Origin of the sequence: Fictibacillus halophilus, assembly GCF_042680145.1 — a bacterium.
Lineage (GTDB): Bacteria > Bacillota > Bacilli > Bacillales > Fictibacillaceae > Fictibacillus > Fictibacillus halophilus_A.
In genome coordinates this window covers 1,609,023-1,627,873 of sequence record NZ_JBHTNQ010000001.1, presented here as the reverse complement: position 1 = coordinate 1,627,873, position 18,851 = coordinate 1,609,023, and the positions used below count along the sequence as shown (strand labels likewise).

The following is an 18,851-nucleotide window of genomic DNA, read 5'->3' as shown; positions in this document are numbered from 1 at the left end:
TTAAAGATTGTCACTGCTTGAGAAATTTAGAGAGCTGCCGTTAGAAGACGTAATCGGCGACCGCTTCGGAAGGTATAGTAAATACATTATTCAGGAGCGTGCATTACCTGATGCAAGAGATGGATTAAAGCCCGTACAGCGCCGTATTTTATATGCGATGTACGCGGAAGGAAACACAAACGAAAAACCATACAGAAAATCCGCTAAGACAGTCGGTAACGTAATCGGTAACTATCACCCGCATGGTGATTCATCCGTTTATGAAGCGATGGTACGTATGAGTCAGGACTGGAAAGTTAGAAACGTTCTGATCCAGATGCACGGAAACAACGGTAGTATCGATGGAGACCCTGCAGCTGCAATGCGTTATACAGAAGCAAGACTTTCTGCGATTGCCTCTGAACTATTAAGAGATATCGATAAAGAAACCGTTGAATTCGCGCCTAACTTCGATGATACGACAGAAGAACCGATCGTGCTGCCTTCTAGGTATCCAAATTTACTTGTAAATGGGTCAACGGGCATATCAGCAGGTTATGCGACTGAAATCCCTCCTCACCACCTTGGAGAAGTTATAGACGCAGTTACAATGCAAATCGATAAGCCCGATGTTTCACTCGATGAACTTATGACTGTTATTAAAGGACCTGATTTCCCGACTGGCGGAATCGTTCAAGGTGTAGATGGCATCAAGAAGGCTTTTGAAACAGGAAAGGGCCGCTTCGTGATTCGTGCCAAAACCGAGATTGAGAGCTTAAAGGGCGGACGTCAGCAGATTGTCATCACTGAAGTTCCTTTTGAAGTGAACAAAGCGAACCTTGTAAAGCGTATGGACGAACTTCGTTTAGATAAAAAGGTAGACGGTATCGCCGAAATCCGTGATGAGACGGACCGTACTGGATTAAGAATCGTTATCGAACTCCGCAAAGATGGTAATGCAGAAGGGGTATTGAATTACTTCTTTAAAAATACTGATCTGCAAGTTTCGTATAACTACAACATGGTAGCAATTCATAACAAGACACCAAAGTTAATGGGCCTAAAAGCTATATTGAACGCATACATTCAGCATCAGATCGAAGTGGTAACACGGCGTACGAAGTATGATCTTCGAAAAGCTGAAGAACGTTCACACATCGTGGAAGGTTTAATTAAAGCTATTTCGATTTTAGATGAAGTAATCGAGACAATCCGTGCATCAAAAGATAAGCGAAATGCAAAAGACAATATCATCGAGAAGTTTCAGTTTACCGAAGCACAAGCTGAAGCCATCGTTACGTTGCAGCTATACCGTTTAACGAATACGGATATTACGACACTTCAGAATGAAGCAGAAGAACTCGAAAAGAAGATTGCATATCTTCGTTCAATTTTAGATAGCGACAAGAAGTTATACAGCGTTATTAAAAAAGAACTTTCCGATGTGCAGAAGAAATACGCTGATCCTCGCCGTACACAGATCGAGGCTGAGATTCAGGAAATCAAGATCGATATGGAAGTAATGATTCCTTCTGAAGATGTTATGGTAATGGTAACAGAAGACGGCTACATCAAACGTTCAAGCATTCGTTCTTACAGTGCTTCTAACGGTGAACCGCCAGGAATGAAGGATACGGATTCACTATTGCTTGTATCTCAGCTGAACACGACAGATACAATGCTTATGTTTACGAATAAAGGAAACTATATTTACCTTCCAGTCTATGAGATGCCAGAAATCCGCTGGAAAGACATGGGGCAGCATCTTGCGAGTATCGTTGGTTTAGATAAGGATGAGAAGCTGATCAAAGCATTCCCTGTAAAAGAATTTAAGGAAGATCAATTCCTCATCTTCTTTACAAAACAAGGAATGGCTAAGAAAACAGAGCTCAGCCAGTACAAAGCAACACGCTATAACCGTACATTGATGGCCGTTAAACTAAAAGGCGACGATGAAGTTGTTGATGTTTCCTTAACTAACGGAAATCAAGATGTGTTCATCGCCACACATTTCGGATATGGATTATGGTTCCATGAAGAAGAGATCAGTCTTGTTGGCCAGCGTGCTGCAGGGGTTAAAGGTATTAACTTAAAAGCTGGAGACCACTTAGTAAGCGGGTTTGCACTTCCAGAAAACCCTGAAACCGCTCAGGTTCTTGTTGCAACTCAGCGCGGAGCAATGAAAAAGATGAAAATCACAGAGTTTGATAAAACGTCCCGTGCAAAACGAGGACTCGTGATGGTAAGAGAATTAAAATCTAATCCGCACCGCATTGTAGGGATGAAACTTGTTACTGATGAAGAGAAACAATTTGTTCTTGAAACGGCGAGCGGCAAGCAAGAAACAGTATCATCTGAAAACTTTAAATTTGCCGACAGATATAACAACGGCTCCTTTGTAGTAGATACAGGTGAAACAGGTGTTAGTACAAGACTAAAGTCATTGATTTCAACAGATAGTTCAAAAGAGTAGCATTCTTGCTGCTCTTTTTCTTCTTTCTATCAGATATGATATAGCAACTTAGAGAAAAGAGAGATACATAATGAAAAGCAATACACATTTGTTAGGAGGAGTTGCGGCAGCTGCACTTTATAAGACAGCTACGGACCTCCCGCCAGATACTTTACATCATGAACTTACCTTTTTTGGGGCTGCCGTTTTGGGAAGTCTGCTTCCCGATTTATGTCACCCTGGATCTTATCTTGGAAAAAAGACAAGTTTTTTGTCAAAAACCATTTCTAAAACATTCGGGCACCGCACGGTCACACATAGCTGGATTTTGATTTTATTGGTGATGATGCTCCCAAATTGGATCGACTGGACGTATGAAGGGAGTTTAAGTATGGGGTTAGCTGCAGGGGTGATCAGCCATATCATTTTGGACGCAGCAACTTCCAGAGGGGTTCAGCTATTTTACCCGCTGCCTTTTCGATTCCGTTTTCCTCTATACACAAAAACAGGTACGAAGACGGAGAATCACATCGCAACGGTTATAAGTTTAATAGCTGCTATTTTGATGATACATATCTATATTGTTCCGATATTTTAAAGCCCTAACTTAAATAAGGGTTTAATTTCCTTCCTCAATGGTAATACAACAATTGTATACACAAAAAGAGGAGTGGTTGAGAAATGGCTAGAATTGCAACTGTTTTAGCAAATATGTTTGAAGATGTGGAATATACCGAGCCAGCGAAGGCGTTTAGAGAAGCTGGACACGAGGTAATTGTTATCGGATCAGAAACGGGTGCAACATTAGAAGGGAAGCAAAAAAAAGCACAGGTAACGACAAACGCATCTATCGGTGAAGTTTCTCCTGAAGACTTTGACGCACTATTCATCCCAGGAGGATTTTCACCTGACATTTTAAGAGGCGATGACAAGTTCGTAACGTTCACGAAGCACTTTGCAGATGAAGGCAAGCCTGTCTTAGCAATCTGTCATGGACCACAACTTTTAATCTCTGCCGAAGTCTTGCAAGACAGAAACATCACTGGATACAAATCCATTCACGTTGATTTGAAGAACGCAGGAGCAACTGTGAAGGATGAGGAGGTTGTGGTTTGTGGAGGAAATTTAGTTACTAGCCGTCAACCGGATGACATTCCAGCATTTATTAGAGAGTCATTGAAAGTGTTAGAAAAATAAAAGCTTTAACATTAAACAAATGATAGAAAATCGTCTAGGGATTCCTAGACGATTTTTTTATTTCAATGATATTCTTTTGTGTTATTATCTCTGAATAAATGAATCAACTCTGTCAAAAAATGAAAGAAACTATAAGAATAAATTAGGGAACCGAGTGATTTTCTTGGTAATGAGATTGAAGTTAACCGTTAGTTAAAGCCTTTAATTATTGATAATTTTAAGTTTGGGAATGCGTTCGTGTCTATCTCTAGAGCATTGTGAACGATTTCACTCTTTTATACTAGTTTCAAATAGTTTATAATTATCAGAAAGGGTAGAAATTTTATGCAATAAATTATTATAAGAGTTTTAGATAAATGAATTTAGAAAAGGTGTCTCTCCAGGTGGCGCCTTGTATTTTGTAACACTAAGCAGAGCGTTTAATCGTTTTAGCAAATATAGGTTATAAGGAAGGTTATCATGAGCAGCGTACAGAAAAAAACAGACGTTATCTTAATTGGTGCCGGAGTCATGAGTGCGACTTTAGGATCCTTATTGAAAGAATTAGCACCAGAATGGGAAATCAAAGTATTTGAAAAGCTTCCAAGCGCAGGTGAAGAAAGCTCGAACGAATGGAATAATGCAGGTACAGGCCATGCTGCACTGTGCGAGCTTAACTACACAAGCGAAAAACCGGACGGATCTATAGATGTTAGCAAGGCTATAAAAATTAACGAACAGTTTCAACTTTCCATGCAGTTTTGGTCTTACCTTATAAACAGCAATCTTATTCGGAATCCGCAAGACTTTATTATGCCATTACCGCATATAAGCTTAGTACAAGGAAAACAAAATGTAGAATTTTTGAAAAAACGTTTTAAAGCGCTTTCAAATAATCCCTTGTTTCAAGGAATGCAATTTTCCGAGGACACTGAAAAACTAATTGAATGGTTCCCGCTTATCATGGAGGGCCGTAATTTAAATGAACCGATAGCTGCAACAAAAATTGACTCTGGTACAGATGTTAACTTTGGTGCATTAACTCGGATGTTGTTTGACCACTTAAAGAGCGAGAGCGTTGAAGTCAATTATCAGCATAGTGTAAAAAATATTAAACGCACCAGCGACGGCTCGTGGGAAGTAAAAGTACACAATATAGATAGCGGTGAAATCGAATACCACAGTGCAAAATTCGTCTTTATCGGGGCTGGCGGTGCAAGCCTGCCAATCCTTCAAAAAACAGGTATTCCTGAATCGAAACATATTGGAGGATTTCCAGTAAGCGGTCTGTTTTTGGTATGTAACAATCCAGAAGTAGTAGAGCAGCATCATGCAAAAGTATATGGTAAGGCTAAGGTTGGTGCTCCTCCAATGTCTGTTCCGCATCTTGATACAAGATATATCGACAACAAAAAATCATTGCTTTTCGGACCGTTTGCCGGCTTTACACCAAAGTTCTTAAAAACGGGTTCGAATTTTGATCTGATTGGTTCCGTAAAACCAAATAATCTTCTTACAATGCTCGCAGCAGGTGCAAAAGAGATGGCATTGACAAAATACCTGATTCAGCAAGTACTGTTGTCGAATGAAAAGCGTATGGAAGAGCTGCGCGAGTTTATTCCGAACGCCAAAAGCGAGGATTGGGATATTGTAGTAGCAGGACAGCGTGTGCAGGTTATTAAAGATACTGAGGCTGGTAAAGGAACACTTCAATTTGGAACAGAAGTTGTAAGTGCTGCTGATGGCTCTATAGCTGCATTGCTCGGTGCGTCGCCGGGCGCTTCTACCGCAGTTCACGTTATGCTTGAGGTATTAGAAAAATGCTTCCCGCAGCATATGAATGAGTGGGAACCGAAAATAAAAGAGATGATTCCTTCTTATGGCGTGTCTTTAGTGGAAAACCCAGAGCTATTCCAAGAGATTCACACCTCAAATGCTGAGACACTAGGTTTTAGTGAAAAAGACAAAGTAATTTATAGTTAATGAATTGGAATCAATGGCTTAAATTACACATTTTTTATAGTAATTGACCAACCCTAATAACGGCCAGATAAATTCATAACTATGATACCGAATATAAAAAGCTCCAGGAAGACCGGCTCCCGTTGGGTAGTCGGTCTTTTTATGGTTCATCAGCCATTCTGCTGCTCGTTCCATTTCAATTGTTGGCTGATTAGAAATTACAGTCAGCGCATTTAAAGCCCATGCTGTTTGAGAAGGATTACTTTCCTTTAAGCCTACAAACCTTCTCTTCTTGTCACTTTCACACGATTCACCCCAGCCGCCATCTCCATTTTGAATACTTAACAGCCACTGTTTTGCCTTTTCAATTCTCTTATTTTGCGGATTAACGCCGCATGCTATCAAACCTGTAATTGCAGCCCATGTTCCATATAGATAACAAATTCCCCAGCGGCCATACCAGGAGCCGTCTTGTTCCTGGTTTTCCCATAACCAATTCACCGCCTTTTTTACAGAAGGCTGATTATGCTTTAATCCATGGAACTTTCCTAAAAACTCTAGCGTTCTTCCTGTTAAATCAGGTGTTGAAGGATCTATAAGAGCATCTTTCGCATGTTTAATAGGAAGATTTCCAATCAAATAACGGTTCGTGTTTTTCTCAAAAGCTGCCCAGCCGCCATCATCATTTTGCATAGATAATAACCATTTAAGACCTCGATTATAACTAGTTTGGTAAACTGTATTCGTTTGATAAAAATGGGCTATCGTTCGAAGGGCTGCCTGTGTATCATCAATGTCTGGATGAATTGTGTTTCTTATTGAGAATCCCCAGCCTCCTGAAGCAGCATTAGGATTATGAACAGACCAATCCCCGTATTTCGTGTGTTGCTGTGTTAAAAGAAACTGTGCTCCTTTTAAAATTGAAGGATTATGAATTGGAACTCCTGCTTCCAATAATGTATATAAAATAAGAGATGTGTCCCAAGTTGTTGAAGGAGAATTTTGCAGATGCAAAGTTCCATCTGCTTCACAAAACATTTTCATTAAACCACTCAACGCATTTTGGATAACAGTTGAATCACGTTCATATCCGGATGTTAGGAGACCATAAATCATAAAGATTGTTGTCATGCTATAGCTTAACAGAGTTCCATCCGGTTCTATGTGATTTTGAATATATGAAAGGAGTTTTTCTTTTTTTAAATGTATATACGAATCTCTAATGTTTAAAAGAGAAAACAAATTTACCCATTCCTCTAAATGAGAACCTTCATTTTCACCAATATAAAGACCTGAGAGATCTGGCGTGTATTTAGATGTAAGTCTCTTTTTTTCATCAGCCATCAATAAAACCGGCGCAAAATGAGCTCTTGCATAGCTGCTGATGTCATACTGATTTATCGGAGCAGTCATTGGCAGTGAAAAAAGGATAGCGGGATCGATCGGAACGTCCGGCCACTCGTATAATCCGTTCATCGCAAGAAAGACTTTGGTCAGGAGATCCGCTTCCTTTAATCCGCCATTTTGAATAATAAATTGTTTTGAGGATCGAAGCTTGTCATCATTTGATTTAAAATACTGGGAATAGAGAAGTGCGGTATAGGCTTGTATCGTAGCGGAAAGGTTAGCTGGTTCCTCATCAGGGTAGGTTCGCCATAATCCATCTTCTGATTGCTGTGAAAGAATACGGTTGGTAATCTGCTTAATTAATTTCTCATTTCTATATTCAATGTTTCTTAATAAGATCAGCATGTAAGCATCTGTAATCAATGAATTTTCAAAACAAAAACGCCATGTCCCGTCAGTTTTCTGAAGGGAAAGCAATTCATTGCATCGTCTAAAAATCTCTTTTTCAAGTTTTCGCATGTCCATATCGACCACCGCACTTTATCTATAGTGGTTACAGTGTATGAGTGGAAATGGTTATCCTATGAACCACGGAAAGTAAAACACTGTTATTTTTAATAAAATAACGTTAAAATCTCTTTAACAGTGAAGTTTTTCTTAGGAGGAATGTATGTTGAGCAATAAAGAACTCGCAACATTTGCTGGTGGTTGTTTTTGGTGTATGGTCAAACCATTTGATGAACTGCCTGGCATCCATGGCATCGTATCTGGCTATATGGGTGGACAAGTGGTGAATCCGACTTATGAACAAATAAAAACGGGTGAAACAGGACATCGTGAAGCTGTTCAGATCACGTTTGATCCTGAAGTTTTCCCTTATCAAAAATTATTAGATTTATATTGGCCGCAAATTGATCCGACAGATGATGAGGGGCAGTTTATTGACCGCGGCAGCCAGTATCGTACCGCAATCTTCTTTCACACCGAGGAACAAAAAGAGCTAGCTGAGGAATCACGTAAGAAGCTTGAAGAGAGTGGAAGGTTTAAAAAACCAATTGTAACAGAGATCTTGGCTGCAAGTGATTTTTATAGGGCAGAAGAGTATCACCAGGATTTCTATAAAAAGAATCCAGACGCTTATAAGGAAGAACGTGAGACTTCTGGAAGAGACAAGTTTATTAATCAAAACTGGGAGTAAAACATAATATCATTATGTTAACAAGGGCGAAGAGGCTTACTATGATAAGTCTCTTTTTTGTTGGCTCTAAATATATTCTAAAATATGAAGGGATAAACGTAAGATTAATGTAATAAGGTGACGATCATTAAGACATACGAAATTTAAGTATGCTTTGCTTAAATCCAGCTGCCTATTTGGCAGCTTTTTTCGATTTATGTCAGAAGAACTCCTGGGACCACCTTTTAACAACCTTAAACGCTCATATAAACATATCTCTCATCCTGTTTGGGCACCATACATATAACCATTTTAGACAGGGATGATTAAACATTAAGAAATCAGATTCAATCACAGTTCTTCAATTAATCCTTCTTTCTATGACATTTATCGGTTTGAAAAATCACGTAATCATCATTTCGCCTCTTATTAAAAGTGCGGGCAGAGATGCGTGGATGACGGTTGTCATCACTTTCGTTCTCACACTATTATGGATACCTCTTTTAATTTTTATCAACAAAAAAACAAAGGGTGAACATTTATTCCAATGGATTAGAAAGCGGGCAGGCAAAGTTATAACGAATATTTTACTTATTATTATCCTTATGTACCTGACAGTTGTACAAAGTGTAACGTTAAGAGAGACAATTACATGGGTTAACATTACTTTTCTGCCTAATACACCTCAATTAGTTCTTATCGCCTCATTAGGACTGGTTTGTTTTTTTATGGCAAGCACAAGTCTTCGAACAATTAGTATCGTGAATGTGTTTCTTTTATTTTTTATTGTTCTTCTTGGCTTTTTTGTAGCATTTACTAATTTGCAAGTTAAAGATTACTCTTTGCTTCTCCCATTTTTAGAGCATGGAATTTCTCCCGTGCTGAAAAGTATTGTCTTTCAAGGGTCAGGCATGATTGAGCTGTTGCTATTACTTTTCCTTCAACATAAAGTGGATGGAAGAATTCGTTATAAACATCTAGTAATTACTTCGTTTCTTTTAACAGGCTTAACGATTGGTCCTCTTATTGGAGCCATAATCGAATTCGGTCCTTTAGAAGCTTCTAAACAGCGATTTCCTCCCTATGAGGAATGGGGTCTTGCAACATTAGGGATGTTCATCGAACATGTTGATTTTTTATCGATTTATCAATGGATGGCTGGTACTTTTATTCGTCTGTCACTTTTTTTATTTATTATGAAAGAACTCCTTCCTTTTAAGAAGGGACATAAATGGTTTTTGGTTGGAGTGATTGTTGTCATTTCTGGCATAACTCTGTATCCAATGAATGACTTTACATATTCGGAGGTTGTTTATTCAACGGTTTTGCCTACAACATTCTGGTTTTTCCTAGGACTGTCTTTGTTACTGGCTGTAGTGGTTGCGTGGTTTGCGAATAAAAAAAGGAGGACCTGACATGCGGTTTTTTAAACAAAAGCGTTTCGATTCCGAGCCTATACGATCAGACAACAAAGAAAAGCCGGTTCAACCAGTAGATGAACAAACCCTTAAACATTTGTTTGGTAAATGTGAGGACATTAAGTTTGAGCCTTTTCATTTTAATGAGCATAAGGTACTTCTGGTGTATTGTACTGGTTTAGTCAGTACGGAAATGCTGTATAACGTGGTACCTAGTCGATTAGAAATGTTTTTCACTAAGTTAGATGGGGACTTGAAAACTGAAAAGGTGAAGGAACGTCTTCACTTGCCATCAATTATCTTGGTTGAAGATGAAGAGCAAGCAGTTTCTGAAATCTTTTCTGGAAAACTGTTTATCGTGTTTGGCGAAGAATATGTTTTTTCCATAGATATATCAGACCGTCCTCAAAGAAGTCCGGAAGAAACTAAGAACGAGGTTACCATATTAGGACCAAAAGATAACTTTATTGAAGATCTAACTGTTAATATGGCATTAGTCCGAAAACGGTTAAGGACACCTACGCTTTTAAGTAAATCATTAACGATTGGCAGAAGGTCAAAAACTAAAGTTTCTGTCCTGTATATGGACGATATCTCGGATAAAGAAATCCTTTCAGAGATTATGGGAAAATTAGAGTCTATTGATATTGAAGGAATCTTTAGTGGCACGCAATTAGAAGAACTAATGAATGATGAAACGTATGCTTTGTTTCCACGCCATGCCTATACCGGCCGTCCAGATTTTGCTGTTCAATCCTTGTTAAATGGACGTTTTATAATTCTTATTGATGGAGTGTCCTATGCGTATATAACTCCTATTAATTTGTTTTACTTGTTAAAAAGTTCTGAGGATAAAGAAAATACCTATATCTATAGTTCGTTTGAACGGATTATTCGAATCGTTGGTCTATCTATTGCTGCATTCCTTCCTGGCTTTTGGGTTGCCATGACGTCCTTTCATCAAAATCAGCTTCCTATAACGTTGCTGGCCACAGTTGTTGAAGCTCGAAGGGGTGTTCCGTTTCCTACTTCGCTGGAGGCCATCCTCATGCTTCTTTTATTTGAATTGTTTCGGGAAGCTGGGTTGAGATTGCCTACAGCTGTAGGTCAAACTCTAAGTGTAATAGGTGGCCTTATTATTGGTGATGCAGCAATAAGAGCAGGCTTAACGAGTCCTGCCATGCTGGTAATCATTGCAGGCTCAACGATTGCCACGTTTACCCTTGCAAACCAGGCGCTCATAGGTACAATCTCACTAATCCGTTTTTTCATAATCTTATCGGTAAGTCTATTAGGCTTTTTTGGATTTTTTTTATCTATATTCTTAGTTTTTATTTACATGGCCAACATAAGAACATTTGGTGTCCCATATTTCGGACTAGTAACACGCATCGAAATTACGAACATTCTAAAATCGTTAGTTCGATTACCAGAAAAGAAAAAGTCGGTTCGGCCAAGTATGCTTAATCCTCAAGATTCCACAAGACAAGAGGGAGAATCGTAATGAAGAGAAAAGTTGGCACATTATTGTTAGCTATATTTTCTTCATTAATTCTTACGGGGTGCTGGGATAACAACGAACCTGAACAGATGGTATACGCTCAAGGGATGGGGCTTGATTATAAAGATGGCCGTTATATCCTTTATATACAGAATATCAATCTAAGTGTTTTGGCTAAATCTGAAGCGGGAGGCGGAGGCGGGGAACTGGTTAAAGTGGAAGTAGGGCATGCATCTGGCAAAACGTTTGATGAAGCGGCATTCAATCTTTACAATTCCTCACAAAAAAGAATCTTTTTTGGGCATTTAGCGTTTTTTGTTTTTAGTAAAAGTGCGCTTGAGCATGAAGGTATAAAAACAGCGGTAGATATATTAAACAGGTACCGTGAAACACGATATCAAATTTGGTTTTATGCGACAAAACAGCACTTGAATGAATTGTTGTCTGCAACACCAATGTATGATTTATCAAGCTCTCTTTCCCGGCTAAGTGATCCAACCGTTATATTTGAACAACGATCTTTTATTCGTCCAATTGATATGAGAGAATTAATCCTTCAAATCAATGAACCGGGGCATGAAGTGAATATTCCTTTTATTGAGTTGGCCAAGGAATGGAAAACGGATCAAAAGACCGATCAAGGGTTTCAGGTAAAAGAAGTAGCGGTTGTGAATTCGACAAACCTTAAAGCTATCTTGAAGAGTGATAAAGTGAAAGGTTTAAGTTGGATGGAAAAAGATAAGTTTGTTCGTGATCACCTTTGGGTTAGAGACAAAAAGGGCTCTACAATTGATCTGGTAATAGAAAAGAAAAAAGTAAAGATTAAGCCGGTACGTAAAGGAAATAATGTGCAGTTTAAAATCGATATTAAGGCAAAAGCAAACATTACGCGGATGAATGAAAAAACAAGGACTGCGGAAATTAGTGCTCTCGTAGAAAACAAAATAAAAAAAGATATACTCGAAACTTATAAAGAAGGTTTAAAAAAGGATATAGATATCTACAGGTTATCAGCAGTCGTTTATAAAAAGGATGTTCAATCTTGGAAACAGATAGAGAAAAAGGGGAAGGTTCCGCTAGAAGAAGATTCATTAAACGTGAAGGTAGATGTAAAAATCGTTCATGGTATTAAACAACGCTTAGAACCTACTTTGAATTAATTTAAAACAGGTTGAGTGTCAAATCAGGATTGAAACTCAACCTGTTCCAATATACATTTGAGTTAACCAGTTAAACGGTAAGATAAATTATTCAACATCCAATGGGGATTGAAGCTGATCATTATGTGTGTCTATGTAAAGCGTTTGGCTGCTTGTTAATAATGCATAAACCACCCTTTCAGCATTAAGCTGACGTTTTAAAAGCTCAGCATGTAGCCATTCCAAGGTAATGTTATTTTCTTGTAAATTTTCTTCTAAAATTTTTCCATCCATTATGAGTTCCACTGGCAGTTTTATTTCGGATTTGTAGATATTTAAGTCTTTTCGTGTAACGTTTAAGTGCTTTTCTTTTTTCTTAACAGAGAGCAAGCCGTTATTTTCAACAAGAGCATAATGCACTTCATCAATCGAGAATATGTCTTTTTGCCGGAGCTGTTGATTTAAATAATCCAGCGTATATCGCATTTTTTTCATATTGTGTTCAAGTATTTTTCCGTTCTCGATTACTACAGTAGGATCGCCCGCTACTAGTTTTCGGGCTTTTTCGCTTTTTAATGATATAAAAGCTGACAGATAGATAAGGAACACAAAAATGGTAAAAGCGATAAAAATATAGCGAGTTTCAATTTCCATGGCGAAAGCAAGGTTTGCTGAAACTGAACCGAGTGTAACAACCGCAATGAAATCAAAAATAGTCATCCTGGAAACTGTTTGTTTCCCAAGAATTCTTGCTGCCACAAAAAGAGAAGTAAAGGCGATGATTGATCTCATAATAACTTCAACATACGGGTTCAAAAATATCACATCCATAACAGACTGGGTAAATCTCTATTAATCTTTTTGTCCAATTTGTTTGAAATTAAGACTTATTGAAAAGTAAAAATAAAACGCTCAGAATATAATCTGAGCGCTGACGAGTTTTTATTTGTTTTTTGTATACTGATTCAGTACATGGACCATACCTTCTTCGATTAGTTCATTTGCGGGGCGATCCAGCTTTTTCGCTAACACCTTAATCTCTTTATATAGGGACTGGCTTAGTGTTGTGTTCACATTTTTGCGATCATGGTTTTTTGAACGTATTTGGCTTGTGTACATTTTTTAACCTCCATTTGAATGTAAGGAGTGGATTTGATTTGGATAATGCCTTGCTGCACGGAATTATTTTAGCATTTGGGCTGATTTTGCCGTTAGGGGTACAGAATGTTTTTATTTTTAATCAGGGGGCACAGCAGCCGAATATATTACGCAGTTTACCAGCGATTGTAACCGCAGGAATGTGTGATACTTTATTAATCATTCTATCTGTTTCAGGTATTTCTGCGCTAGTATCCACAATACATGCTCTTAAACTAGGATTTATGGCAGCTGGTTTTCTATTTTTATTGTATATGGGGTGGTCCATTTGGTCTAGCAAAACCCATACACAAGCTTCGACACCTTGTATGACACCTAAAAAGCAGATCATGTTTGCTGCTGCTGTTTCATTATTAAACCCGCATGCTATTTTAGATACGGTGGGTGTGATCGGAACAAGTTCTATCGCTTATTCAGGATGGGATAAACTAGTTTTTGCCCTGTCTTGTATTTCAGTGTCTTGGATTTGGTTTATAGGCCTTGCACTAACTGGGAGAATAGTAGGGAATATAGACACATCTGGTTACGTTCAAAACCTTATTAATAAAGGATCGGCCATCATTATTTGGTTAATAGCTGTGTATCTGCTTTTAATTATGCATGATGGGAATTTTTAGTCCGAATAGCATCCACAAAAATGATAGAACTAAACCTTTCTGCTTATTTTTAATAGATGAGATGAATTGTTAATTCCTTCCTTTGACTCTATGTTTATTTTTGTAATTTTGAAATAATTTACATAGAAACTCACTAAACAATGGGAGGTACATATGAACAGAAAATTTGTATTAAGCGTTGGTCTAGCTACAGCTCTAACACTAGGAAGTCTAGGATCTCTTGTTCTAGCTCATGATGAATTAGGATCAGATATCATCGAAAAGGGAACAGGCCCAGGATATGAAGCTATTGAATCTACCATTGAAGGATCTGAGAGTTTTAATTGGAAAGAAGTAGCGGCTGTTCAAATTCAGGAAAAAGATGGAAAACTGAATAGCACTGCTGATGTATATGTACATAAAGGCTTTGCTTATACAGGAACCCATACAAAAGGCGGTGGTGAAGGCGGGGTACGTGTATGGGATTTAAAAGACCCAGCAAATCCGAAAGAAGTCGCCGCTTTTGCAGATGATATCCCAGGAACATGGCAGGAAAAAGTAATCGTAAAACGTGTTAATACTAAACAATTTAAAGGGGACCTAGCTGTAGTCAGCGTACAGCAGCTTGATACACATAATCCTGAATCTGTCGGTGGATTTCTCCTCTATGATGTAACCAATCCTTATCATCCTAAAAAGCTAGGATTTTGGGCACTCGATAAGAAGGTAAGAGGTACTCATGAATTATACTTAACTGTTCAAAGTGGCAGACCTCTTGTATTAACTGCAAATCCTTATGCAGATTATTACACACATGGCGAAGAAAAGGACTTCCAGCTGGTAGATGTAAGCAACCCAGCAGATCCACAAACTATCTATCAGTTTGATCCACGGTCACTGCCGGAAGTGCCTGAAGACTTTGATGGATATAACTGGATCGATAAACACGGCAAGAATCGAGCCGTTTTTAACCATAGCACGATGGCCGATGTATACGGAACAACCGCATATTTATCGTTTTGGGATTTAGGAACAATCATTCTAGATATTAAAAATCCTGAAAAACCAACCTATTTAGGAAGAACTACATTTGCAGATGATCAGCAAGGTTCAGCTCATTCTGCTGCTCTCGCTAAAGGTGGTAACGTTCTTATCGAAACACGTGAAGTGTATAACCCGACAAAAGAAGGCTACGAGCAAGCCTATGGGTACACACGTATTTTCAATATTAAAGATAAGGCAGAGCCAAAACTGTTAAGTGAATTTAAGACAGAGCTTGTAGATGATGTACAGTATGGGCTGACATTTGCTAATACCGTACATGATCCAAAGGTACAAGGCAATACCCTTTACCTTTCTCATTATGGCGGAGGTGTCCGCTCTGTTGATATTTCCGACCCTAGCAAACCGGTTGAGATTGGAAAATACATTCCAGAGAAATCTAATATCTGGGGTGTTGATGTAGCTGGTGATTATGTATATGCATCAGACATGGGAACAGGATTAAAAGTGCTTCAACAAACGGATGGGGAAGAATAGGGTAATTTAGAACAAAAATAGAATTTTAAAATTCATGCTCCATACCAACACTTGAAATAACAAACCTATTATGTCATATAGTTTATCTATATACATAATAGGTTTTTATATTTGGAAAGATTACGATAGATCTGTCGAAATTTATTCGTTTTATGTCGAAAAAGATGAAATCAACTCATTTTTTATGTTATATTATGAATAAAACTAATATAAAGAGGGATAAATTTGTCGATAAGTAAGTATGAAATATTTCATACAGTAGTAGAATTTGGCAGCTTAACAAAAGCGAGTGAATCATTAAAGATTTCCCAATCCGGGGTAAGTCATGCTATTTCTAGTTTGGAAAAGGAGCTTGGGTTATCCTTATTAACTCGAAATAAAGCAGGTATCAGATTAACTGTAAATGGTGAACGGATGCTGCTATATATTAGGAAGATTCTAAATATAAATTCAAAAATGGTTCAAGAGGCAGGGGAAATAAGAGGACTAGAAATAGGGACTGTAAGAATTGGCACATTTTCATCGGTTTCTGCAAAATGGCTTCCCGGTATATTAAAAAAATTTATGGATCAATATCCGCATATCAAGGTAGACATTTTGGAAGGGAAACAAGAGGAAATCTCTCATTGGATTTCTCAGGGGATCGTAGACTTCGGTTTTTTAATGCTTCCTGCTGCGGATTTGGAGGTTCTCCATCTAAAACGAGAAGCGTTTTTTTGTGTGGTGCCAGAAACTCACCATTTTGATAATAATGAAAATTCAATAAAGCCAAATACACTAAAAGAAGAGAAGTTGATTCTTCAAAATTCCACCCTTAAAATCATACAAAAAATGTTGAAAGCAAATAAACTTTCTACCAAAATCGCTTTCCATTTAGATGATGAACACACAATTATCTCGATGGTAAAAAATTCCCTTGGTGTAGCTATCCTTCCAGACATTGCTTTACATAACCTGCCTGATGGTGTAAAAAAAATACCCTTATTTGATGATCAAGCAGTATCTTCTATAGGAATTGGATCATTATCATTCAAAAATCTATCACCAGCCGCTGAAAAATTTGTAGCAGCTTCGACTTTATGGTTAAACGAACATTTCACATGATTTGCCACAGTATTAGCTGTGGTTTTTGTTTGTTTAAGGTATGTAACATGAATGAAATAAAGTTATCCACTGAACATGGCAGATGTCCACAATTTGATATCGGATTCCAAAATAATACGATTTAGAGACACAATCTAGAACTTTCATACTAATAATCTTTAATTGTCTCAAAAGTATATCTCTTGGTTATACACTTTAATTATGAGACGTATTTATGATACATTTTAATTAATTAATATTAAATGAATGGAGGAGAGGTAATGGCTAAGCTAGGTTATGCGAGAGTCTCTGCAGACAAACAATCTTTGGATAAACAGGTTAGTATTCTCACTGAATTTGGATGCAGAAAGATTTTTACTGATGAAAAAAACAACACAGAAAGAACTGGACTGCAAGCAATGCTAGAATACGCAAGAGAAGGTGATATAGTAATTGTTTACAAACTTGATAGACTAGCAAAAAGCATCCAAGATCTCCATCAAATAACAAAAGAGCTCAGAGGGAGAGAAATTGATCTTATATCCTTAACACAGCAAATTGATACTTCGGCAAAGGAAGGCGAAATGATCTTCCATATGATTGAAGTTTGTGCAGAATTTGAAAAGGGGTTAATCATCGAAAGGATTAAAGCGGGAGTAGAAAATGCTAGAGAAAAGGGGGTTAAGTTAGGAAGAAAAGAAGCTAACAGAGTCCTTAAAGAAAAAGCTCTTGAAATGTATCATTCTGGAGAATATACCATGAAGGAGATTACGCAGGAAACGCGTTTGGCACGAGCAACTATCTATAGATACATAGAACAAAAGAAGTTCCAAAATGAAAAGTGACTTGTTATTAATATAAATATAATAACTAAGTTAGATGACCATTGAAAAAAAGCAACCTGCCCTCTAAAAATAACGAGAGCAGGTTGTGGCATAGATATTTTCTTGAACTATTAAAGGTGTTTACACGAAGAGACTTAGCAAGAGAATAAACCCTAGTCCAGCAACTGAAATAATCGTCTCGAGTAACGTCCAAGTAGCAAAGGTTTCTTTCATACTTAGACCAAAATATTCTTTAAACATCCAGAACCCCGCATCGTTAACATGTGATGCAATCAAACTACCGGCACCAGTTGCTAATACGACTAAAGCTAGATTAACATCAGTTTGACCTAGAAGCGGAATGACGAGGCCAGCTGTTGTTAATGCAGCTACCGTTGCCGAACCTAGTGAGATACGAAGAATAGCTGCAATAATCCATGCAAGTAAAATTGGTGAAAATGAAGTACCTTTAAACAACTCAGCTACATAGTCGCCTACACCACCGTCGATAAGGACTTGCTTGAAGGCACCGCCACCTCCAATGATTAAGAGCATCATACCGATATGTGTAATTGCTGTTGTACATGAATCCATAACCGTTTTAATCGGTATATTTCTTGCCAGTCCCATTGTATAGACGGCTACAAGTAGAGAGATCAGCATAGAAGTAGATGCATCACCTATAAAACGGATAATTTCTAGTGCTTTGTTATCTTCTACTCCCATTGTGTTTTGAATCAGAGTAATTATTGTTGCAATTGACATTAAAATTACGGGTAGCATTGCAGTAAACACTGAGATTCCGAAAGAAGGAGTATCTTCAAGCTTAAATACTTTTTGTTCACCTAAAGAGGCGATGTTACCTGTTTTTGTAAAGGAATCAGGTACGATTTTCTTAGCGATTTTTGTGAAAATAGGACCTGCTAAAATAACTGTTGGAATTGCGATAATAAAACCATAAAGTAAAACTTCTCCAATGTTTGCACCAAACTCACCTGCAATTACTGTTGGTCCAGGGTGAGGAGGCAGAAAGCCATGTGTTACTGATAAAGCAGCAGCCATCGGGATACCAAGATAAAGTATTGAAACACGTAATTGTTTAGAAATTGCAAAGACGATTGGAATTAATAATACTAACCCTACTTCAAAAAATAGAGCAACACCGATTATAAAGGAAGCTACGACGATCGCCAATTGAATTCTCTTTTCCCCAAACTTCTCTATAAGCGTTATAGCTATGCGCTGAGCTCCGCCTGCATCAGCAATTAATTTACCTAGCATTGCACCAAGTCCAAAGATTAACGCTAAATGTCCAAGTGTTCCTCCTAAACCGGCTTCAATGGACTTAACGATTCCATTCAGCGGCATACCAAGTGCTAATGCGACACCAAAAGATACAATAATTAAAGAAACAAATGTGTTTAACTTAAAAAACATGATTAAGAGTAATAGGGCTAAAATTCCACAAGCAACAATAAATAATGGCATGATAATCCTCCT

16 protein-coding genes and 1 pseudogene are annotated in these 18,851 nt (G+C 37.9%); 13 read left to right on the top strand and 4 right to left on the bottom strand.

The window, feature by feature from the left end; all coding sequences use genetic code 11:
• Window positions 1-7 precede the first annotated feature (7 nt).
• The 4 genes from parC (at window position 8) to ACFQ4X_RS08330 (ending at window position 5,590) form a co-directional block, all read left to right on the top strand.
• The gene (gene parC / locus ACFQ4X_RS08345) at window positions 8-2,452 is read left to right on the top strand and encodes a DNA topoisomerase IV subunit A (protein ID WP_379834374.1); all 2,445 of its coding nucleotides are present in this window, start codon (window positions 8-10) and stop codon (window positions 2,450-2,452) included.
• Between the two features lie 70 nt (window positions 2,453-2,522).
• Window positions 2,523-3,029, top strand: a complete 507-nt coding sequence (locus tag ACFQ4X_RS08340) for a metal-dependent hydrolase (protein WP_379834372.1) — start codon at window positions 2,523-2,525, stop codon at window positions 3,027-3,029.
• An 83-nt stretch (window positions 3,030-3,112) separates the two neighbouring features.
• Entirely contained in the window at window positions 3,113-3,628 is a 516-nt protein-coding gene (locus ACFQ4X_RS08335) for a type 1 glutamine amidotransferase domain-containing protein (RefSeq protein WP_379834370.1), read from the top strand.
• Window positions 3,629-4,087: 459 nt separating this feature from the next.
• Window positions 4,088-5,590, top strand: coding sequence for a malate:quinone oxidoreductase (locus ACFQ4X_RS08330; protein ID WP_379834368.1), 1,503 nt, complete (start codon window positions 4,088-4,090; stop codon window positions 5,588-5,590).
• Between the two features lie 18 nt (window positions 5,591-5,608).
• Here ACFQ4X_RS08330 and ACFQ4X_RS08325 read toward each other — a convergent pair whose 3' ends face one another.
• Window positions 5,609-7,441, bottom strand: a complete 1,833-nt coding sequence (locus tag ACFQ4X_RS08325) for a terpene cyclase/mutase family protein (RefSeq protein WP_379834366.1) — start codon at window positions 7,439-7,441, stop codon at window positions 5,609-5,611.
• Window positions 7,442-7,586: 145 nt separating this feature from the next.
• On the opposite strand from ACFQ4X_RS08325, the gene msrA reads away from it, so the two are divergent.
• The 4 genes from msrA (at window position 7,587) to ACFQ4X_RS08305 (ending at window position 12,172) form a co-directional block, all read left to right on the top strand.
• Complete coding sequence (msrA, locus tag ACFQ4X_RS08320) at window positions 7,587-8,114, top strand: peptide-methionine (S)-S-oxide reductase MsrA (protein ID WP_379834364.1); 528 nt, start codon at window positions 7,587-7,589, stop codon at window positions 8,112-8,114.
• Between the two features lie 311 nt (window positions 8,115-8,425).
• Window positions 8,426-9,508: a GerAB/ArcD/ProY family transporter gene (locus tag ACFQ4X_RS08315; protein ID WP_379837096.1), complete on the top strand. Its 1,083-nt coding sequence runs from the start codon at window positions 8,426-8,428 to the stop codon at window positions 9,506-9,508.
• A gap of 1 nt (window position 9,509) precedes the next feature.
• The gene (locus ACFQ4X_RS08310) at window positions 9,510-11,015 is read left to right on the top strand and encodes a spore germination protein (RefSeq protein WP_379834362.1); all 1,506 of its coding nucleotides are present in this window, start codon (window positions 9,510-9,512) and stop codon (window positions 11,013-11,015) included.
• A complete protein-coding gene (locus ACFQ4X_RS08305) occupies window positions 11,015-12,172 on the top strand; it encodes a Ger(x)C family spore germination protein (RefSeq protein ID WP_379834360.1) in 1,158 nt (385 codons plus the stop codon). The genes ACFQ4X_RS08310 and ACFQ4X_RS08305 overlap by 1 nt, the downstream gene beginning before the upstream one ends.
• 87 nt (window positions 12,173-12,259) lie before the next feature.
• Here ACFQ4X_RS08305 and ACFQ4X_RS08300 read toward each other — a convergent pair whose 3' ends face one another.
• Window positions 12,260-12,967 carry a DUF421 domain-containing protein gene (locus tag ACFQ4X_RS08300; protein WP_379834358.1) on the bottom strand — a complete coding sequence of 236 codons (708 nt, stop codon included), beginning with the start codon at window positions 12,965-12,967 and terminating at the stop codon, window positions 12,260-12,262.
• A gap of 126 nt (window positions 12,968-13,093) precedes the next feature.
• Window positions 13,094-13,270 (bottom strand): hypothetical protein, encoded by a 177-nt coding sequence (locus ACFQ4X_RS08295; RefSeq protein ID WP_379834356.1) that lies wholly within the window; start codon window positions 13,268-13,270, stop codon window positions 13,094-13,096.
• Between the two features lie 38 nt (window positions 13,271-13,308).
• Between ACFQ4X_RS08295 and ACFQ4X_RS08290 the strand changes: the two genes are divergently transcribed.
• The 5 genes and pseudogenes from ACFQ4X_RS08290 to ACFQ4X_RS08270 all read left to right on the top strand — a co-directional run bounded on the left by ACFQ4X_RS08290 (window position 13,309) and on the right by ACFQ4X_RS08270 (window position 17,372).
• On the top strand, window positions 13,309-13,926 hold the full coding sequence (locus ACFQ4X_RS08290; RefSeq protein ID WP_379834354.1) for a LysE/ArgO family amino acid transporter: 618 nt from the start codon (window positions 13,309-13,311) through the stop codon (window positions 13,924-13,926).
• A gap of 153 nt (window positions 13,927-14,079) precedes the next feature.
• Window positions 14,080-15,444: an LVIVD repeat-containing protein gene (locus tag ACFQ4X_RS08285; RefSeq protein ID WP_379834352.1), complete on the top strand. Its 1,365-nt coding sequence runs from the start codon at window positions 14,080-14,082 to the stop codon at window positions 15,442-15,444.
• Between the two features lie 225 nt (window positions 15,445-15,669).
• Window positions 15,670-15,843: pseudogene (locus tag ACFQ4X_RS08280) on the top strand (LysR family transcriptional regulator); the annotation flags it as partial.
• Window positions 15,844-15,858: 15 nt separating this feature from the next.
• Window positions 15,859-16,548, top strand: coding sequence for a LysR family transcriptional regulator substrate-binding protein (locus ACFQ4X_RS08275; RefSeq protein ID WP_379837094.1), 690 nt, complete (start codon window positions 15,859-15,861; stop codon window positions 16,546-16,548).
• A gap of 260 nt (window positions 16,549-16,808) precedes the next feature.
• On the top strand, window positions 16,809-17,372 hold the full coding sequence (locus ACFQ4X_RS08270; protein WP_379834350.1) for a recombinase family protein: 564 nt from the start codon (window positions 16,809-16,811) through the stop codon (window positions 17,370-17,372).
• Window positions 17,373-17,492: 120 nt separating this feature from the next.
• Here the strand turns inward: ACFQ4X_RS08270 and ACFQ4X_RS08265 are convergent, their stop codons facing one another.
• The gene (locus ACFQ4X_RS08265; RefSeq protein WP_379834348.1) at window positions 17,493-18,839 is read right to left on the bottom strand and encodes a GntP family permease; all 1,347 of its coding nucleotides are present in this window, start codon (window positions 18,837-18,839) and stop codon (window positions 17,493-17,495) included.
• Window positions 18,840-18,851: the final 12 nt, after the last annotated feature.

Bases quoted from the DNA above. Each gene is read 5' to 3' on its own strand.
- ACFQ4X_RS08340 (WP_379834372.1), top strand. From the start codon at position 2,523: ATGAAAAGCAATACACATTTGTTAGGAGGAGTTGCGGCAGCTGCACTT.
- ACFQ4X_RS08335 (WP_379834370.1), top strand. From the start codon at position 3,113: ATGGCTAGAATTGCAACTGTTTTAGCAAATATGTTTGAAGATGTGGAA.
- ACFQ4X_RS08330 (WP_379834368.1), top strand. From the start codon at position 4,088: ATGAGCAGCGTACAGAAAAAAACAGACGTTATCTTAATTGGTGCCGGA.
- ACFQ4X_RS08325 (WP_379834366.1), bottom strand. From the start codon at position 7,441: ATGGACATGCGAAAACTTGAAAAAGAGATTTTTAGACGATGCAATGAA.
- msrA (WP_379834364.1), top strand. From the start codon at position 7,587: ATGTTGAGCAATAAAGAACTCGCAACATTTGCTGGTGGTTGTTTTTGG.
- ACFQ4X_RS08310 (WP_379834362.1), top strand. From the start codon at position 9,510: ATGCGGTTTTTTAAACAAAAGCGTTTCGATTCCGAGCCTATACGATCA.
- ACFQ4X_RS08305 (WP_379834360.1), top strand. From the start codon at position 11,015: ATGAAGAGAAAAGTTGGCACATTATTGTTAGCTATATTTTCTTCATTA.
- ACFQ4X_RS08295 (WP_379834356.1), bottom strand. From the start codon at position 13,270: ATGTACACAAGCCAAATACGTTCAAAAAACCATGATCGCAAAAATGTG.
- ACFQ4X_RS08285 (WP_379834352.1), top strand. From the start codon at position 14,080: ATGAACAGAAAATTTGTATTAAGCGTTGGTCTAGCTACAGCTCTAACA.
- ACFQ4X_RS08275 (WP_379837094.1), top strand. From the start codon at position 15,859: ATGCTGCTATATATTAGGAAGATTCTAAATATAAATTCAAAAATGGTT.
- ACFQ4X_RS08270 (WP_379834350.1), top strand. From the start codon at position 16,809: ATGGCTAAGCTAGGTTATGCGAGAGTCTCTGCAGACAAACAATCTTTG.
- ACFQ4X_RS08265 (WP_379834348.1), bottom strand. From the start codon at position 18,839: ATGCCATTATTTATTGTTGCTTGTGGAATTTTAGCCCTATTACTCTTA.